Origin of the sequence: Micrococcus sp. TCR-5, assembly GCF_052220525.1 — a bacterium.
GTDB classification, from domain to species: Bacteria; Actinomycetota; Actinomycetes; order Actinomycetales; family Micrococcaceae; genus Micrococcus; species Micrococcus luteus.
In genome coordinates this window covers 1-18,527 of sequence record NZ_JBQPDO010000004.1, presented here as the reverse complement: position 1 = coordinate 18,527, position 18,527 = coordinate 1, and the positions used below count along the sequence as shown (strand labels likewise).

Annotated in this window: 12 protein-coding genes and 1 tRNA gene; 7 read left to right on the top strand and 6 right to left on the bottom strand. The window is 74.7% G+C overall.

All coding sequences use genetic code 11. From position 1 onward, the window contains the following. Positions 1 to 4: 4 nt before the first annotated feature. Positions 5 to 244 carry a DUF5703 family protein gene (locus ACTSKS_RS03540; protein ID WP_442927296.1) on the top strand — a complete coding sequence of 80 codons (240 nt, stop codon included), beginning with the start codon at positions 5 to 7 and terminating at the stop codon, positions 242 to 244. Between the two features lie 52 nt (positions 245 to 296). On the opposite strand, the gene ACTSKS_RS03535 is transcribed toward ACTSKS_RS03540, so the two are convergent. After that, the gene (locus tag ACTSKS_RS03535; protein WP_041103816.1) at positions 297 to 1,622 is read right to left on the bottom strand and encodes a M20/M25/M40 family metallo-hydrolase; all 1,326 of its coding nucleotides are present in this window, start codon (positions 1,620 to 1,622) and stop codon (positions 297 to 299) included. 116 nt (positions 1,623 to 1,738) lie between these two features. On the opposite strand from ACTSKS_RS03535, the gene ACTSKS_RS03530 reads away from it, so the two are divergent. After that, positions 1,739 to 1,822 (top strand) — tRNA-Leu (locus ACTSKS_RS03530). Positions 1,823 to 1,907: 85 nt separating this feature from the next. Further along, positions 1,908 to 5,417, top strand: a complete 3,510-nt coding sequence (gene malQ, locus ACTSKS_RS03525; protein WP_442927295.1) for a 4-alpha-glucanotransferase — start codon at positions 1,908 to 1,910, stop codon at positions 5,415 to 5,417. 67 nt (positions 5,418 to 5,484) lie between these two features. Here malQ and ACTSKS_RS03520 read toward each other — a convergent pair whose 3' ends face one another. From ACTSKS_RS03520 to ACTSKS_RS03510, 3 genes are read right to left on the bottom strand one after another with little or no spacing between them, the layout of a single operon-like run. Beyond that, positions 5,485 to 6,378 (bottom strand): MaoC family dehydratase, encoded by an 894-nt coding sequence (locus ACTSKS_RS03520; protein WP_095695721.1) that lies wholly within the window; start codon positions 6,376 to 6,378, stop codon positions 5,485 to 5,487. 2 nt (positions 6,379 to 6,380) lie between these two features. Further along, a complete protein-coding gene (locus ACTSKS_RS03515) occupies positions 6,381 to 7,730 on the bottom strand; it encodes a 3-oxoacyl-ACP reductase (protein ID WP_036336858.1) in 1,350 nt (449 codons plus the stop codon). Positions 7,731 to 7,762: 32 nt separating this feature from the next. Next, entirely contained in the window at positions 7,763 to 9,106 is a 1,344-nt protein-coding gene (locus tag ACTSKS_RS03510; RefSeq protein WP_061867265.1) for an acetyl-CoA C-acetyltransferase, read from the bottom strand. A gap of 118 nt (positions 9,107 to 9,224) precedes the next feature. Here ACTSKS_RS03510 and ACTSKS_RS03505 point away from each other — a divergent pair, with 118 nt between their 5' ends. Further along, a complete protein-coding gene (locus ACTSKS_RS03505; protein WP_036383382.1) occupies positions 9,225 to 9,938 on the top strand; it encodes a TetR/AcrR family transcriptional regulator in 714 nt (237 codons plus the stop codon). Further along, positions 9,935 to 12,058 (top strand): acyl-CoA dehydrogenase family protein, encoded by a 2,124-nt coding sequence (locus ACTSKS_RS03500; protein ID WP_442927294.1) that lies wholly within the window; start codon positions 9,935 to 9,937, stop codon positions 12,056 to 12,058. The genes ACTSKS_RS03505 and ACTSKS_RS03500 overlap by 4 nt, the downstream gene beginning before the upstream one ends. Positions 12,059 to 12,137: 79 nt before the next feature. Here ACTSKS_RS03500 and glgA read toward each other — a convergent pair whose 3' ends face one another. Then, entirely contained in the window at positions 12,138 to 13,334 is a 1,197-nt protein-coding gene (gene glgA / locus ACTSKS_RS03495; RefSeq protein ID WP_324701328.1) for a glycogen synthase, read from the bottom strand. A 113-nt stretch (positions 13,335 to 13,447) separates the two neighbouring features. Here glgA and glgC point away from each other — a divergent pair, with 113 nt between their 5' ends. Both glgC and pepN read left to right on the top strand, forming a co-directional pair. Beyond that, positions 13,448 to 14,692 (top strand): glucose-1-phosphate adenylyltransferase, encoded by a 1,245-nt coding sequence (gene glgC, locus ACTSKS_RS03490; protein ID WP_069941300.1) that lies wholly within the window; start codon positions 13,448 to 13,450, stop codon positions 14,690 to 14,692. A gap of 103 nt (positions 14,693 to 14,795) precedes the next feature. Then, a complete protein-coding gene (gene pepN, locus ACTSKS_RS03485) occupies positions 14,796 to 17,444 on the top strand; it encodes an aminopeptidase N (protein WP_442927293.1) in 2,649 nt (882 codons plus the stop codon). Positions 17,445 to 17,523: 79 nt separating this feature from the next. Here the strand turns inward: pepN and ACTSKS_RS03480 are convergent, their stop codons facing one another. After that, positions 17,524 to 18,168 (bottom strand): hypothetical protein, encoded by a 645-nt coding sequence (locus ACTSKS_RS03480; RefSeq protein WP_442927292.1) that lies wholly within the window; start codon positions 18,166 to 18,168, stop codon positions 17,524 to 17,526. Positions 18,169 to 18,527: the final 359 nt, after the last annotated feature.

Below are 18,527 nucleotides of genomic sequence, written 5' to 3'. Positions count from 1 at the left end.
GCGGGTGCGTGAACAGCTGATGTCCTCGACCCTCGACGCGATCTCCCGCGGACAGAAGTGGGAGTACCTGGTGATGACGGTCGCCGCCCACGAGTCCCTCGCCGACGCCCGACGGCGCCTCGTGGAGCACGCGGAGTACGGCCAGTGGGAGCTGCAGCGCTCCGTGCACTACCGGGACGGGGCGCGCCGCTACTGGATGCGTCGCCGTGTGATGCGCGTGACCTCGACCCTGCAGACCCTCTGAGGCGCGGGCGCGACGACGCCGCCCCGGCCGTCGTCGCCGCCCGCTGCCCGGATCAGCGCGGCTCCAGCATCCGCTCGAGCACCCGGCAGCCGAACTCGAGCGCGTCCACGGGCACCCGCTCGTCGATGCCGTGGAACAGGGACGTGAAGGCCAGGTCGGCAGGCAGGCGCATGGGCGCGAAGCCGTAGCCGGTGATGCCCAGCCGGGAGAGGGACTTGTTGTCCGTGCCCCCGCCGAGCATGAACGGCAGCACCTGGGCCTCGGGGTCCTCCGCCTGCAGCGCGGCGATCATCAGCTCCACCAGGTCCCCGGAGAAGGGGGTCTCCAGGGCGACGTCCCGGTGCTCGGGTGCGATGGTCACGTCCGGGCCGGCGAGCTCGGCGATCGTGGCGAGGGCGGACTCCTCCTCCCCGGGGATCAGGCGCACGTCCACGGTGCCGGTGGCCGAGGACGGGATGACGTTGTGCTTGTAGCCGGCGGTCAGCCCCGTCGGGTTGGACGAGGTGCGCAGGGTGCCGGCCACCCAGGAACGGGCCTGCCCGAGCGCGTCGAGCTGCGGCGTCGGGTCCGCCTCGTCGAAGTCGACGCCCATGATCTCCGCCACCTGTTCGAGCAGCGCGCGCGTGGTCTTGGTGTACACGAGCGGCCACTCGTGCCCGCCGATGCGGGTCATGGCGCCGGCCAGCCGGGTGACCGCGTTGTCCGGGTGCGGGGCCGAGCCGTGCCCGGGGGCGCCCTGTGCGGTGAGGTTCAGCCAGGCGAGCCCCTTCTCCGCGGTCTGCACGAGGTAGGCGCGCGAGCCGTGCACCTCCGTGGAGAAGCCGCCCACCTCGGAGATCGCCTCGGTGCACCCGTCGAACACCTCGGGGTGGTGGTCCACAACCCAGCGTGCGCCGTAGACGCCGCCGGCCTCCTCGTCGGCGAAGAACGCGACCGTCAGGGGGCGCCGCGGCCGGCGGCCCGTGCGGGCCAGGTGCAGCAGCACCGCGAGCACCATGGCGTCCATGCCCTTCATGTCCACGGCGCCGCGCCCCCAGATCATGCCGTCCTTGAGCTCGGCGCCGAACGGGTCCACGCTCCACTCGTCCGCCTCGGCGGGGACCACGTCCGTGTGCCCGTGGATGACGAGCCCCGGCGCCTCCGGATCCCAGCCCGGCAGATGCCCGACGACGGAGACCCGGCCCGGCGCCGACTCGAAGAAGCGAGGGGTCATCCCCGCCTCGGCCATGAGCCGGGCGCAGTACTCCGCGGCCTCGGGCTCACCGACGGAGACGTTGCCCCCGCGGTTGGTCGTGTCGATCCGGATGAGGTCGCGGCAGATCTCCACGACGCGGTCCTCGGGGCGCGAGCGGGCGGGGTTCACGATGTTCTCGACCATGGTTTTGAGCCTAGCCCGAACCCGTGCTATCTTTCTCAAGTTGCCCGGAGCGGGACGGACCGGACAGGACCGGAACGCGGTGGGCGACGGAGCCTCTCCCAGGGCTCCACCGATGAGCGCGAGTGGCGGAATTGGTAGACGCGCAGCGTTGAGGTCGCTGTGTCCGCAAGGACGTGGGGGTTCAAGTCCCCCCTCGCGCACCGCTCGTCGAGCAGCAGGGCCCCGGTCGTCACGACCGGGGCCCTGCGCGTTCCCCGGCCCGGCGTCCCCTCTAGAGTGGTGTCCGTGCGACGGCAGGCGCCGTCGGTGGAACCGCACGACGGCATGGAGGACCCGATGGCCCTGGAAGCCCCCGCACTGCTGCACCGGCTCGCGCGAGCCCACGGGGTGCAGCCCGAGTACGTCGGACAGGACGGCTCGGCCCAGACCGTGCCGGACGAGGCCCTCGTGAAGGTGCTCGCCGCCCTCGGGGTGTCGGTCCGTCCGGACGGGGTCGCCGCTCTGGCCGAGGCGCTGGAGGAGGCGGAGACGGCCCCCTGGCGGGACGTGCTCCCGCCCACCGTGGCCGCCCGGTCCGGCCACCGCCTGTCCGTGCCGTGCCACGTGGCCGCGGGCGAGCCGGTCGTGGCCCGCGTGCACACAGAGGACGGGCGGACCCTCGAGGTGAGCGTGAGCGAGCCGGTGTCCGAGGTCCGCCTGGTCGACGGCGTCGAGCGCGAGCGCGTCCACGTGCAGATCCCCGCCGACCTCGCCCCGGGCTGGCACCGGCTGGAGGTGACCAGCGGCTCCGGCTCCACCGCCTCCGCGGTCCTGGTCTGCGCCCCGACCCGGCTGAGCACGGCGCGTCCCTTCCTCGAGCGCCGCGGCTGGGGCGCGGCCGCGCAGGGCTACTCGGTGACCTCGGCGGACTCGTGGGGCATCGGCGACGCGGCGGACATGGCGTCCCTGGCCGAGATCGTCGCCCGGCACGGTGCCGACTTCCTGCTGCTGCACCCCCTGCACGCGGTCGAGCCCGGCCCCCATCCGGCGGACTCCCCCTACTCCCCCGTCTCCCGTCGGTTCCTCTCGGCGCTGATCGTGCACGTGCCCTCGATCCCCGAGTTCGCCGACCTGCCCGCCGCGGAGCAGGCGGAGCTGCGGTCGGCCGGCGCCCGCGTCCAGGCGGAGCTGGAGCGCACCGGCCGGATCGACCGGGCCGCCGTCGCCGCCGTCCTGTGGCCCGCGCTGCGCCGCGTGCACGAGGTGCCCCGCTCCCCCGAGCGCGAGGCCGCCTACGCACGGTTCCGCGCCGAGGCCGGCCCGGGCCTGGACGACTTCGCCCTCTGGTCCGTCCTGCGCCTGGACGGCGACGGCACCGGGCCCGATCTCGCCGACCCGGCCTGGGCGCCGGGCGGGGTCGAGGCCGAGCGGGTCCGCGTCGAACGCGCGACCGACGTCGACCTGCACCGCTGGGTGCAGTGGATCGCCGCCGAGCAGCTCGCCGGCGTGCACCAGCGGGCCCGGGCGGCCGGCATGCGCATGGGCGTCATGGTGGACCTGGCGGTCGGGGCGACCCGCGAGACCGCGGACGCGTGGATGCTCGGGGACGTGCTGGTGCCGACCATGTCCGTCGGCGCGCCGCCCGAGCTGTTCAACCAGCTGGGCCAGGACTGGTCACAGCACCCCTGGCATCCGCGCCGCCTGGCCGAGACCGGCTACGCCGCGTTCCGGGACATGCTGCGCACCGTGCTGCGCGGCGCGGGCGGCATCCGCATGGACCACGTCCTGGGGCTGTTCCGCCTGTGGTGGATCCCGGAGGGCGCCGGCGCCACCCAGGGCGCGTACGTCGAATACGACCACGAGGCGATGCTCGCCGTGCTCACGCTCGAGGCCGAGCGGGCCGGCGTCGTCGTGGTGGGCGAGGACCTCGGCACGTTCGAGCCGTGGGTGCAGCGCCGCCTGGCCGAGGCCGGCGTGCTCGGCACGTCGATCCTCTGGTTCGAGCAGGAGGACGGCGAGCCCACCCCGCCGGAGCGCTACCGGCGGCTGGCCATGGCGGCGGTGAACACGCACGACCTGCCGCCCACGGCCGGCTACCTCGAGGGCGTCCAGGTGGACCTGCGCGAACGGCTGGGCCTCTACACCGTGGACGTCGCCCAGGAACGCCGCCGGTCGGCGGAGGAGGTGCGCGCCTTCCTCGCCGCCGCGGCCCGGCGCGGGCTGCTCGCCGAGGCGGACGTGGACGTCCCCGACGCCGGCCCCGAGGTGCGCGAACGCCAGATCGTGGCCCTGCACCGCCTGCTCGCGCAGGCGCCCTCGGCCCTGCACAGCGTGGCGCTCGTGGACGCCGTGGGCGAGCGGCGCATCCAGAACCAGCCCGGCACCCTCCAGGACCAGTACCCGAACTGGACCGTGCCGCTCGGCGACGGCGCCGGACGGATGGTCTCCGTCGAGGACCTGGCGGACTCGGCGTCGGCGGCCCGACTGTTCGACGCCGTGGACGCCGAACTGCGGGCGTCCGTGCCGGTGGGGATCGGGGTCAGCCTGCACACCTCCCCCCTGGCCCAGCCCGGCCGCGGCGACGCCGGCGGCATGAACGTCTACGTGCGGCAGGCCGCCGTCGCCCTGGCCCGCCGGGGCGTGCGGATGATCCTGCTGACCCGGGCGGAGGAGCCGGTGGGAGCGGATGGCGCACGGGTCCGGATGGTGGACGCCGGCGGGCAGGCCCCGCCGGTCACGGTCGTGGACCTCGCCGCCGGGCCGTCCGCTCCCGTGCCCAAGGAGGAGCTGGCGGGACTCGGCGCCGAGTTCACCCGCGCGGCCCTGGACTGGCTCGCCTCGGACGCCGTGCCGGGCGGTCCCGTCCTCGGTGGCGCGGACGCCCCGCCCGTCGCGTTCGTGCACGGCCACTACTGGCTCTCCGGGTCCACCGCCGCGGCGCTGGCGCGGGCGGCCCACGCCCCGTACCTGCAGACCATGCACACCACGGCGGCGGCGAAGATGCTCGAGGACCCCGAGCTGCGCGAGCCGGACGCCCGGGTCGAGGCCGAACGCGAGGTCGCCGAGCGGGCCGACCTGCTCGTGGTCAACTCCGCCGCCGAGGTCGCCGACCTGCGCGAGCTGCTGGACGTGCCCCGCGCCCGCACCCGGGTGCTGCCCCCCGGGGCCGACCTCGAGACGTTCACGCCGGAGGGCGCCGCGCAGTGGCCGGGCGCCCCGGAGGACGACGGGGCCCTGCGCGTCCTGTTCGCCGGCCGCGTGCAGCGGCACAAGGGCCCGCACCTGCTCGTGGCCGCCCTCGGGGTGCTGCGCGAGCGGGCCGGTGGCGCGGGCGCCGACCCGGGGGTGCGCCTGCACGTGAACGGGGCCGCTTCGGGGGACGACGAGCTGGACCTGGCGGGCCTGGCCGCGCGGGAGGGGGTCGCCGACCTGGTGACGTTCTCCGGGCCGGTGCCCGCGCCCGCCCTGGCCGCCCAGTTCCGGGCGGCGGACGTCGTGGCGATGCCGAGCGCGTCCGAGACCTACGGCCTGGTCGCCCTCGAGGCACAGGCCTGCGGCACGCCCGTGCTGGCGCACCGGGTCGGCGGACTGGTCTACGCGGTCCTCGACGGCGTGTCCGGCCGCCACGTGACGGCGGGCACCCCCGAGGCGTGGGCCGATGCCCTGGCCGAGATCCTGGCGGATCGTGACGCCTGGGCGGCACTGGGGACCGGCGCCGTGCGCCACGCCGCCGGTCACTCGTGGGAGGCCTACGCGGACGGGCTGCTCGAGGCCGTCACCGCCGTGCCGCGGCGGTCGCCCGGGCTGGACGCCTGACCGCCCGAACGCACCGGCCCGCCGAGACAGCGAGTCTCGGCGGGCCGGTGCGCGGGCCCGGTGGCCGTCAGGACCCGAGCGGAGTGATCTCCCCGGAGAAGTGCGGGCGCCGGCGCCGCGCATCCCAGCCGCACACGCGCGTGCCGCCGTCGGGCCCGGGCTCGTAGCGGACGGCCACGGTGGTCGGCAGCACGACGGGCGCCTCGAAGTCGATGTGCCAGCGGAACCCGGCGCCGGCCGGCTCACGGCCCTCGAGCATCCGGGCGGCCAGGAACATCCCGTGGGCGATCGCGCCCTTCATGCCGAACAGTCGGGCCGAGACGCCCGTCAGGTGGATCGGGTTCCAGTCTCCGGAGACACCCGCATACCGGCGTCCGGCCCCCGTCCCGAAGCGCCACTGGGCGGTCGGCGTCGGGGGCACGAAGTCCTCGCGGGCGGGCCGCTCGGGACGCAGGCCGGAGAGGTGGACGCCCTTGGCGAGGTACCGGGAGACGCCCTCCCACAGCAGTGCCTCCCCGCCGTCGTCGCCGGGCCCCTCGACGGTCACGACGACGTCCACGGCGGTACCCGCGTGGTGCGGGACAAGACCCACCGCACGCGCGGTGACGCGCAGCGGGGTCTCCGCCGCGACGGGCCGGTGGTGCAGGACGGTGTTACTCAGGTGCACCAGTCCGGGCAGGGGCAGTGGGAACTCGGGGTCGGCCATCAGCTCCATCGCCGCACCGAACACCTGGGTGTGCACCAGGACCGAGGGCAGGTCCGCCGGATCCGCGGACCCGACGGCCCCGCGCCACGCGGACACGGCCTCGGCCGGGATGCGGTGGCCGGTCACGACCACCTGACGGTCCGGGAGCTCGCGGGGACGGCGCCGACGGACGACGGCGTCCGTGGCGGCCTGCCTGGCGGCCCGGGCGTAGAGCCGGGCGAGGGAGGGCGGGGCGGACAGCTGCGTGGTCTGCATCCTCACGCCCCCAGCTTCGACTGGCCGCAGACCCGCAGCGTGGCCCCGTTGGTGCCGCCTGCGGCGTCCGAGGCGAGCCAGGCCACCGTCTCGGCCACGTCCTGCGGCAGGCCGCCCTGCTGCAGCGAGTTGAGCCTCCGGCCCACCTCGCGCGTGGCGAGCGGGATCTTCGCGGTCATCTCGGTCTCGATGAAGCCCGGGGCCACCGCGTTGATCGTGCCCCCACGGGCCGCGAGGACCGGTGCGGAGGCCGCGGTCAGGCCGATCACCCCGGCCTTGGATGCCGCGTAGTTCGTCTGGCCGCGGTTGCCCGCGATGCCGGAGATGGAGGCCAGGCCCACGATGCGCAGCCCGTGGCCCGCCACGTCCCGGGCGTCCTCGGCGAGGAACGCCTCGTTCATGGCCAGCTGGGCCGTGGTGTTCACAGCGAGGACGGAGTCCCAGCGCGCGGCGTCCATGTTGGCCAGCATCCGGTCCCGGGTGATCCCGGCGTTGTGCACCACCACGTCCATCCGGCCGTGCCGGGTGCGGCAGTGCTCGAGGATGCGCGCGCCGGCGTCCGGCGCCGTGATGTCCAGGGCGAGCGCGGTGCCGCCCACCTCGTTCACGACCTTGGCCAGCGTCTCGCCCGCCGCCGGGACGTCCACGCCGACGACGACGGCCCCGTCGCGGGCCAGCGTCCGGACGATGGCGGCGCCGATGCCGCGGGCGGCGCCCGTGACCACGGCGACCTTGCCGGCCAGGGGGCGCGCCGCGTCGGCGGGGACCGCGCCGTCGGCGGTGGAGACGGGCACGAACTGGCCGGAGACGTACGCCGCGCGACCGGAGAGCAGGAACGCGAGCGCGCCGGCCGCACCGGGGGCAGTGAGCGGCACGCCCTCGCCCAGGACGAGGCCGTTGGCGGTGCCGCCACGGCGCATCTCGTGCGCGATCGAGCGGGTCAGGCCCGTCACGCCCTGGCGGGCGGCGCGCAGGGCCGGGTCCGTGGCGGCCTCGGGGTCCTCGAACACGGTCACCACGCGCGAGGAGGAGCCCAGCGAGCGCAGCGCGCCGCCGATCTCCAGCGCCACCGCGCCGAGGTCCGCGGGCGTGGCGACCCCGTCGAAGCACGCGACGATCGCCGCGTGGCGGGCGCCCTCCCGGGGGGCGTCGGCGACCTCGAGGCCCCACGAGGCCAAGAGGGTGCGGGCGTCCGCGGCTGCGGGGGTCGCGCCCAGGACGAGCACGGAGCCGGGCAGCACGGGGTCGCCGGGGGTGTGCCGGCGCAGCTCGACGGGCTGAGGCAGGCCCAGGGCGCCGGTGAGGCGGCGGCCCAGGGGCGAGGCGACGAAGGTGCCGTAACGGTCGGTCATGGTCGGTCCTCTCGGGTCGGGTCGGTCGGGGCTCAGCGGCCGCGGAGCAGGGCGACGATGCCCTGGCCGCCGGCGGCACAGACGGAGATGAGGCCGAGGGAGCCCTCCCCCTTCTCATGCAGCATCTTGGCCAGCAGGGCGACGATGCGGCCGCCGGTGGCGGCGAAGGGGTGACCGGCCGCCAACGAGGAGCCGTGCACGTTGAGCCGGGCGCGGTCCACCGAGCCCAGCGCACCCGGCAGCCCGAGGCGCTCGCGGCAGTACTCCTCGTCCTCCCAGGCGGCGAGCGTGGACAGGACGGTGCCGGCGAACGCCTCGTGGATCTCCACGAAGTCGAGGTCGTCGAGGGTGAGCCCGTGCCGGGCCAGCAGGCGCGGGACGGCGTAGGCGGGGGCCATGAGCAGGCCCTCGTGTCCGTCGACGAAGTCCACGGCGGCGTTCTCCATGTCCACGAACTCGGCGAGCACGGGCAGTCCGCGCTCGGCGGCCCACTCCTCGGAGGAGAGCAGCACCGCGGAGGCGCCGTCGGTGAGCGGGGTGGAGTTGCCGGCCGTCATGGTCGCCTCGTCCCCCAGCTGGCGGCCGAACGCGGGCTTCAGGCCGGCCAGCTTCTCCGGCGTGGAGTCGGGGCGGAGGTTGTTGTCGCGGGCCAGGCCGTGGAACGGGGTCACCAGATCGTCCATGTACCCGGCGGCGTAGGCGGCGCCGAGGTTCCGGTGGGAGGCCGCGGCGAGCTCGTCCTGGGCCTGACGGGTGATGCCCCACTTGTGGGTGGTCAGGGCCTGGTGCTCGCCCATGGACATGCCGGTGCGCGGCTCGCCCGCGCCGGCCGGCTCGGGCACGAGCTGCCCGGGGCGCAGCTGGGCGAGGGCGCGCAGGCGGTCCTTCGTGGTCTTGGCGGTGTTGAGCTGCAGCAGCACGCGGCGCGCGCCGTCCGAGAGCGAGACGGGCGCGTCCGAGATCGAGTCCACGCCGCCGCCGATGGCGGAGTCGAGCTGGCCGAGCCGGATCTTGTTGGCGAGGGTGCCCAGGGCCTCCATGCCGGTGGCGCAGGCCACCTGGACGTCGGCGGCCGGGGTGGCGGCGGAGAGCGCGGAGCCCAGGACGGCCTCGCGGGTGAGGTTGAAGTTGCGCGGGTGCTTGAGGACGGCGCCGGCGGTGACCTGGCCGATGCGCTCGCCCTGGAGCCCGAACCGCGCGACGAGGCCGTCGAGCGTGGCCGTGAGCATCTCCTGGTTCCCGGCCTCGGCGTAGGCGGTGTTGGCACGGGCGAAGGGGATGCGGTTGCCGCCCAGGATGACGGCGGGGCGCAGCGCTCCACCGGCGACGGCGGGGCGGGAGGCGGTCTCGGACGCGGGGGTCTCGTGGTGGGTCATGACGGTCCTCTCGACGGCGGGCCCACCGCCGACGCGGCGGGGGCGTTTCCACCCCGGACGATACGGACATCGGCGGGGTGGGTGACTGTGACCCACAGTACCTGATACGCTCGGTTTCGTGAACCCCGTTACGTCCACCGCCCGGGACGGTCGCAGCGTCCGCTGGGACCGGCACCGCGCCGAGCGCCGTCTGGAACTGGTCCGGGCCGCCCGGTCGGCCGTGCACGCCCTGGGCGCACACGCCTCGATGGAGGAGATCGCGTCCCACGCGGGCACCTCCAAGACCGTCTACTACCGCTATTTCGGCGACCGCGAGGGCCTGCGCCTGGCGGTGTCCGAGCGGGTCACCGCCCACATGGAGCGCCGCCTGCTCGAGGTCGCGGACGAACCGGTCTCCGAACCCGAGGCGCTGCGTCGCATGGTCGAGGTGTACCTCACGGTCGCGGCGACGTCGCCCGAGGTGTACGCGTTCGCCGTCGCCCCGCCCCCCGCCGCGGCCGAGGCCCCTGTGCTGGGCCCGTTCCTCGAGCGCGTCTACGCCGTGCTCGAGTCGGGCCTGGCGCGCGGGATGGCCGCGCGGGGCCACGCCCCGGCGCCGGCGGACCCGCTCGCCCTGTGGCCGCGCGCCGCCGTCGGCCTCGTCCGGGCCGCCGCCGAGACCTGGCTGCGGACCCCGGCCGCCGGTCGCATCCCGGTCGAGGCGATGGCCCGCGCCATCGCCGACTGGCTGCTCACCGGCCTCATCGGCGCCGCGCCCGGCGCCTCCCTCGAACCCGCGGCGGCGGACGCCGACCGCGCCCGCCCCCACTCACGAACAGGAGCATCGTCATGACCGTCCACGAGAAGCTCGCCCCCCAGTCCTCGACGCACAGCACCGAGGTTCCCTCCGACGTCGCCGAGATCGCGCCCGAGCGGCCGACGCCCGGCTCCCTCGACGCCGCGGCCCTCGAGGAGGCCCTCCTCGGCCGCTGGGCCGCGGAGCGCCGCGAATCCCGCGAACTCGCCAAGGACCCCGCCCTGTGGCGCGACCCGCTGCTCGGCATGGACGAGCACCGCGCCCGCGTCCTGCGGCAGCTGGGCGTCCTCGTGGAGCGCAACGCGGTCCACCGCGCCTTCCCGCGCGAGTTCGGCGGCGAGGACAACCACGGCGGCAACCTCGCCGCCTTCGGTGACCTCGTGCTCGCCGACCCCTCCCTGCAGATCAAGGCCGGTGTGCAGTGGGGCCTGTTCAGCTCGGCGATCCTGCACCTGGGCACCGCGGAGCACCACCGCCGGTGGCTGCCGGGCGCGATGGACCTGAGCGTCCCGGGCGCCTTCGCCATGACCGAGATCGGGCACGGCTCGGACGTCGCCTCGATCGCGACGACCGCCACGTACGACGAGGCGACCCAGGAGTTCGTCATCCACACCCCGTTCAAGGGCGCCTGGAAGGACTACCTCGGCAACGCCGCGCTGCACGGCAGGGCGGCCACGGTCTTCGCGCAGCTGATCACCCGGGGCGTCAACCACGGCGTGCACTGCTTCTACGTCCCCATCCGGGACGAGGAGGGCGCCTTCCTGCCCGGCGTGGGCGGCGAGGACGACGGCCTCAAGGGCGGACTGAACGGCATCGACAACGGCCGTCTGCATTTCACCCAGGTCCGCATCCCGCGCACCAACCTCCTCAACCGCTACGGCGACGTGGCCGAGGACGGCACCTACTCCTCGCCCATCGCCTCCCCCGGGCGTCGCTTCTTCACGATGCTCGGCACGCTCGTCCAGGGCCGCGTCTCCCTGTCCCTCGCCGCCACCACGGCCTCCTTCCTCGGCCTGCACGGTGCGCTGGCCTACGCGGAGCAGCGCCGCCAGTTCAAGGCCTCCGACCCGCAGCGGGAGGAGGTGCTGCTGGACTACCAGAACCACCAGCGCCGCCTCATCGACCGCCTGGCCCGCGCCTACGCGGACGCCTTCTCCTCCAACGAGCTCGTGGAGAAGTTCGACGACGTCTTCTCCGGCCGCTCCGACACGGACGTGGACCGGCAGGAGCTCGAGACGCTCGCCGCGGCCGTGAAGCCGCTGACCACGTGGCACGCCCTGGACACCCTGCAGGAGGCCCGCGAGGCGTGCGGCGGCGCCGGGTTCCTCGCTGAGAACCGGGTGGCCCAGATGCGCGCCGACCTGGACGTGTACGTCACGTTCGAGGGTGACAACACGGTGCTCCTGCAGCTGGTGGGCAAGCGCCTGCTGACCGACTACTCGAAGGAGTTCGGACGTCTCAATGTGGGCGCCCTCTCCCGCTACGTGGTCCACCAGGCCTCGGACGCCCTCCACCGTGCGGGCCTGCACAAGGCCGTCCAGTCCGTGGCCGACGGCGGGTCCGAGCGCCGCTCGGCGAACTGGTTCAAGGACCCCGCCGTCCAGCATGAGCTGCTCACCGAGCGCGTCCGCGCCAAGACCGCCGACGTCGCCGGCACCCTCTCGGGGGCCCGGGGCAAGGGCCAGGCGGCGCAGGCGGAGGCGTTCAACACGCGCCAGCACGAGCTCATCGAGGCCGCCCGCAACCACGGCGAGCTGCTGCAGTGGGAGGCCTTCACCCGCGCCCTGGAGGGCATCACGGATGAGACCACGAAGACCGTCCTGACGTGGTTGCGCGACCTCTTCGCGCTGCGCCTCATCGAGGACGACCTCGGCTGGTTCGTGGCCCACGGCCGCGTCTCGAGCCAGCGCGCCCGGGCCCTGCGCGGCTACGTCAACCGGCTGGCTGAGCGGCTGCGCCCCTTCGCCCTCGAGCTCGTCGAGGCGTTCGGCCTCGAGCCCGAGCACCTGCGCATGGCGGTGGCCACGGACGCCGAGACCCAGCGCCAGGAGGAGGCCCACGCCTGGTTCACGGCCCGCCGGGCCGCCGGCGAGGAGCCGGAGGACGAGAAGGCCGTGCGCGCCCGCGAGAAGGCGGCGCGGGGTCGCCGCGGCTGACCGCGTCCGTCCCCGGACGCACCGGGCCCCCGTCACCTCGCGGTGGCGGGGGCCCGTCTGCGTGGTCGGCCGGGCGGGCTCAGCGCAGCACGGCCTCGTAGACCTCGATCGTGCGCTCCGCGATGGTCTCCCACGAGAAGTGCTCGATCGCGCGGGCCCGGCCGGCCTCACCCATCGCGCGGGCGCGCTCCGGGTCCTCCACGACGCGGGTGAGCGCGGCCGCGAAGTCGGCGGCGAACCCCTCCTCGTCCACGGGCGCCCCCGTGCCGTCGTCGACCTGCTCGAAGGGGACGAGCAGGCCGGTCTCGCCGTCCTGCACGACCTCCGGGATGCCGCCCACGGCGGAGGCGACGACGGCGGTGCCGCACGCCATCGCCTCGAGGTTGACGATGCCCAGCGGCTCGTAGACCGAGGGGCAGGCGAACACGGTGGCGGCCGTGAGGATCTCCATCACCTCGTGGCGCGGGATCATCCCCTCGATCACGACGACGCCCTGGCGGGTGCGCCGCAGCTCGGAGATCAACTCGTTCACCTCGTGCGCCAGCTCCGCGGTGTCCGGGGCGCCCACGCACAGCACGAGCTGGACGTCCTCCGGCAGCCGCAGGGCCGCACGGAGCAGGTGGGGCACGCCCTTCTGGCGCGTGATGCGGCCGACGAACGCGACGGAGGGCTTGTCCGGGTCGATTCCGTACTTCTCCAGTGCGGCGGTGCCGGTCTGCGGGGTCCAGACCTGCGTGTCGATGCCGTTGTGGACCGTGTGCACCTTCGCCGGGTCCACGTCCGGGTAGCAGGCCAGGATGTCCCGACGCATGCCGTCCGAGACCGCGATGACCGCGTCCGCCCCGAGGTAGGCCGTGCGCTCGGCCCAGCTGGACAGGGCGTAGCCGCCGCCGAGCTGCTCCGCCTTCCAGGGGCGCAGCGGCTCGAGGGAGTGCGCGGAGAGGACGTGGGGAACCTCGTGCAGGAGCTTGCCGAGATGGCCGGCCATGTTGGCGTACCAGGTGTGGGAGTGGATGACGTCGGCGCCCTCGAGGTCCCCGAGGATCGTGAGGTCGGTGGCCAGGGTCTGCACGGCCCCGTTGGCGGCGTCGAACCCGGGCGGGTTCGGGTACGTCAGGACGCGGGCCCCGTGGTAGTCCGGGTCGCGCGGCTCGCCGAAGGCATGGACGCGGACGTCGACGCGGGAGGCGAGGACGCGGGTCAGCTCGGCGACGTGGACGCCGGCACCGCCGTAGATGGACGGGGGGAACTCTTTGCTCACGATGTCGATGCGCACGCCCCCAACCTAGTTCAGCCCGGCGGGGGTCGATAGTCTGGCGGCACGGATGCCCCGCACGCCCAGAGCACGCGTGCGGGTCGCGACGACCCGGCTCATGAGGAGTGACGCAGATGGTGCAGAAGAAGGTCCTCTCGGTCGTGCTGGCGGGCGGTGAGGGCAAGCGTCTGATGCCGCTGACGGCCGACCGTGCCAAGCCGGCCGTCCCGTTCGGCGGCACGTACCGCCTCATCGACTTCGCGCTGTCCAACCTGGTCAACAGCCGGTACCGCGAGATCGTCGTGCTGACGCAGTACAAGTCGCACTCGCTGGACCGCCACATCTCCGAGACGTGGCGGATGTCCACGCTGCTGAACAACTACGTGGCCTCCGTGCCGGCGCAGCAGCGCCGGGGCAAGGACTGGTTCACGGGCAGCGCGAACGCCATTTACCAGTCCATGAACCTGATCCACGACGCACGGCCGGACATCGTCGTCGTCATCGGCGCGGACCACGTCTACCACATGGACTTCCAGCAGATGGTGGACCAGCACATCGCCTCGGGTGCCAAGGCGACCGTGGCCGCGGTGCGCCAGCCCCTCGAGCTGGCCTCCTCGTTCGGGGTGATCGAGACGGACCCGCAGGACAGGACGCGGATCTCGGCGTTCGTGGAGAAGCCGGAGACGACCCCCGGCCTGCCGGACGACCCCACGCAGTTCCTGGCCTCGATGGGCAACTACGTGTTCGACACGGACGCCCTCGTGGCGGCGCTGAACCAGGACGAGGAGAACCCCGAGTCGAACAACGACATGGGCGGGGACATCATCCCGCTGTTCGTGGAGCGCGGCGAGGCCGGGGTGTACGACTTCACCGCCAACGAGGTGCCCGGGGGCACGGCCGGCAAGCACTACTGGCGGGACGTCGGCACCCTGGACTCTTACTACGACGCGCACATGGACCTGGTGCAGCCGTGGCCGGAGTTCAACCTCTACAACCGCGAGTGGCCGCTCTACACCCGCCAGTCCGTCTCCCCGCCGGCCAAGCTCGTGCGCTCGTCCACCCGTCGCCCCGGCTCGGCGAACGACTCGATCCTCTCCCAGGGCGTGGTCATCTCCGGCGGCACCGTGGCCCAGTCCGTGCTCTCCACGGACGTGCGCGTGCACAACGAGGCGTGGGTGGAGCAGTCGGTGCTGCTGGACTCCGTCGTCATCGGCGAGGGGGCCCACGTGCGCAACGCGATCCTGGACAAGAACGTGGTCGTGCCCCCGGGCGCGCGCATCGGCTTCGACCGGGCGGAGGACGAGGCGAACGGCTACACCGTGACAGAATCCGGCCTGACGGTGCTCTCCAAGGGCCAGCCCGTCCCGACGCCGCACTGACGCGGCCCCGGGCCGCCGGCCCCGGACCACCGCCGACGCGCGGGCACGCCCCGGTGTGTCCGCGCGTCGCCGTCCCCGCTGGATCCCCGACCGGAGGCTCGCCTTGACCGACACCACCCCCGACCTCGACGCCACCAACGTCACCCGCGCTGAGGCCGCGGACCGCTCCCGCCTGCTCACGGTGCAGGACTACGTCGTGGACGTGGACCTCTCCGACGCCCGGGACGCCGCGGCCGACACCTATCCGGTCCGCACCGTGATCCGCTTCGCGTGCGCCGAGCCCGGCGCGCAGACCCACCTGGACTGGATCCACGGCGGCGTGGAGTCGGTGACCCTCAACGGCACGGCGCTGGACGTGGCCGAGGTCGTGGGCGAGGCCCGGGTCCTGCTGCCCGACCTGGCGGCGCAGAACGTGGTGGAGCTGGTCGGCCGGTCCGTGTACTCCCGGTCGGGCGAGGGCCTGCACCGCTTCACGGACCCCGCCGACGGCGAGGTCTACCTCTACACCCAGTACGAGCCCGCCGACGCGCGCCGCGTGTTCCCGGACTTCGAGCAGCCGGACCTCAAGGCCGCCTTCACCTTCTCCCTCACCGGACCCGAGGACTGGGTGCTGGCCTCGAACCGGCCGGAGGTGTCCCGGACGCCTGCCGGGGACGGTGTCGTCCGGGTGGAGTTCGCCCCGACGCTCCCCCAGTCCACCTATATCACGACGCTGCTCGCCGGCCCCTATGCGCAGTGGGAGGACGCCTGGGACGGTCACCCGGCCAGCGGCGCGCGGGCCGTGCCGCTGCGGCTGTTCACCCGGCGCACGATGGCCGACGCGTTCGACCCCGAGGCCGTGTTCGACGTGACGAAGCGGGGGCTGACGTTCTTCCACGACCTCTTCGGCGTCGCGTACCCGTGGGGCAAGTACGACCAGGCCTTCGTGCCCGAGTACAACCTCGGCGCCATGGAGAACCCGGGCCTCGTCACCTTCACCGAGGACTTCGTGTTCACCTCGCGGGCCACCGCGGTCCAGTACGAGGGCCGGGCCAACGTGATCCTGCACGAGATGGCGCACATGTGGTTCGGCGACCTCGTGACGATGCACTGGTGGGACGACCTGTGGCTCAAGGAGTCGTTCGCGGACTACATGGGCGCCCTCGGCGTGGACGAGGCCACCGACTTCCGGACCGCGTGGGTGACCTTCGCGTCCCGCCGCAAGGCCTGGGCGTACGTGCAGGACCAGATGCCGACGACGCACCCGATCGTCGCGGACATCGTCGACCTCGAGGCCGCCCGTCAGAACTTCGACGGCATCACCTACGCCAAGGGCGCCTCCGTGCTCAAGCAGCTGGCCGCCTACGTGGGCCGGGACGCGTTCCTCGACGCCGCGCACCGCTACTTCGCCGCCCACGCGTGGGGCAACGCCTCCCTCGCCGACTTCATGGCCGCGCTCGAGGCCGCCTCGGGGCGGGACATGCGCGCGTGGGCGGACGCGTGGCTGCACACCTCCGGCGTGCCCCGGCTGCGGGTCGACGTCGACGGCGACACCCCAGCGCTGCGCCAGGAGGGCACGGACCCGGTCACGGGCGGGCCGATCCTCCGCCCGCACGTGCTGAAGGTCGGCGTCTTCACGCCCGGGCAGGACGGCGTCCTGCGCCGCACCGCCCAGGTCACCGCCGACGTGCCGGGCGGGGCGGAGGGCACGGCCGTGCCCCTGCCGGACCTCGAGGTCCCCGGGGGCGTCCGCCTCGTGCTGCCCAACGACGAGGACCTCACCTACGCCGCCGTCGCGCTCGACGCGGACTCGCTGCGCGCGGCCCTGACGCACCCCATCGCGGACCCGCTCGCGGAGGCCACCGTGTGGGCCGCCCTGTGGTCGATGACCCGCGACGGCGAGCTGCCGGTCGCCCGGTTCCTCGACGCGGTGGCGACGCTGTCCGCGCGGATCTCGACCGTGGGCGTGCACGCGCAGGTGCTGGCGCAGGCCGCCGCGGCCGTGGACCAGTACGCCCGCGCCGAGGACCGGGACGCTCTGCGCGCCCGGCTGGGCGAGGTGCTGGCCGAGCAGACCCGGACGCTCGAGGCCGGCTCCGACCGCCAGCGCACCGCGGCCCGCACGTGGGCGACGCTGGCGCGGGCCGACGTCGGGATGGCCGCGGCCCTCGAGGCCGCCCTGCTCGGCGAGGACACGGCGACGTCGGCGCCGGGCCTGGCGTTCGACGCGGAGCTGCGCTGGCTCGTGCTCCAGGCCCTCGCCGCGACCGGCCGGGCCGACCAGGACCGCCTGGACGCGGAGCTCGAGGCCGGCCGCACCGCCCAGACGGTCACGTGGCACCGCCTCGCCGCGGCCGCCCGCCCCGAGGCCGAGGTTAAGGCCGCGGCGTGGGAGGCGGTCATGTCCGGCCGCACGGCCACCGGCACGGAGCTGTCCAACGACCTGCTCTCGGCCACGGCGGCCGGCTTCGCGGCGGGCGAGGTCGAGCTCCTCGCCCCCTACGAGTCCGGCTTCTGGCCGCGCCTGACCTCGGTGTGGGCCTCGCGGTCCAACGGGCTGGCCTCGCGCGCGATCGGCGGGCTGTTCCCGGGCCGCCAGGACGCGGTGGCCGGCGGCGCCGGTGCGCAGGAGTCACACCCGACGCTGGCCGCGGCCCAGCGCTGGCTGGACGAGCACCCCGACGCCCCGGGGGCACTGCGGCGCCTGGTCGTGGAGCACACGGACGCCCTGCGACGGTCCCTGCGCGTGCAGGCGGTGCAGCCGGCGGGCTGAGCGGTAAGCCCTCCCGCGCAGAGTGGTCACGACACGCCGCCTCCCCTCGGGCGAGGCGGCGTGTCGTGACCATTCCGGCTCAGGGCGCGGCGACGCGGAGCACGCGTTCCCGGCCCACCCGGCGCAGGCCCACGGCGTCGGCGGCGCGCTGGGCGTCCCGGTCGCGCATCCCCACGCGCTCCACGACGACGGGCCGCGTCTCCAGTGCGACCATCAGGTCGGCGTGGCGCGCCACGTGCGCGGCCCCGCCGTCCGGGTCGAGGGACAGCGCCTGCCGGTCGGCCGCGTGGAGCCAGGCCGCCGACACGTCCTCCACCGGGCGGCGCAGGTGCGCGCCGAGGGAGGCGTCGTCGAGCAGGTCGGAGACGTCGGCGTCCGCGAGGCGGGCCACGAGTGCGGGTGGCCCGGCGACCACCGCGGTCGTGTGCAGCAGGACCACGTGCAGCAGCTTCGGGTCGGCGTCCGCGGCGGGCGCGAGCACGACGCCCGGGTCCTCCCACGCCGTCGGCGCGACGCCGAGTCCCGCGGCCAGCCCGGTCCGCAGCGCGGCGGTCGCGTCGGCGCCCAGCACGTCGGCCGGCGCGACCGTGCCGAGGGCCAGCGGGTGGACGCCGAGCAGCCGGTTCAGGGCGCGGGCCTCGCGGTGCGCCCGGTCCACGAGGGCGGCCAGCTCGGGCGAGGTCTCCCCCACCAGCGGCAGCTCGCGCAACGTTGCGGCACCCACCGGCACCCCGGCCTCGGCCGCGACCGCTGCCAGCGCGTCCCAGTGTCGCGTCTCCTCCTGGGCAGGCGTGCGGCCGCCGCCCGGCTCGTCCAGCCGCGGTCCGTGAGCAGAGGCACGCGGCGGCCGGAGGCCAGCTCCAGCTCGAGGGCGCAGTGGACGTCCACGGTCGACCGTGGGCGCCGCGGGGCGTCGGAGCGGGCGATCAGGCGGACGGGGGCGTCGTCGTCGGGGGTCATGGTCCGATCCTGACGGAGCCGCCCCGCCACACCTCGACGCGTCGGGGGCGGTTTCGGGCGGTATTCACGTCGAATACCACCGCAAACCGCCCCCGGACGGAAGCGTGCCGGACGGTGCCGGGA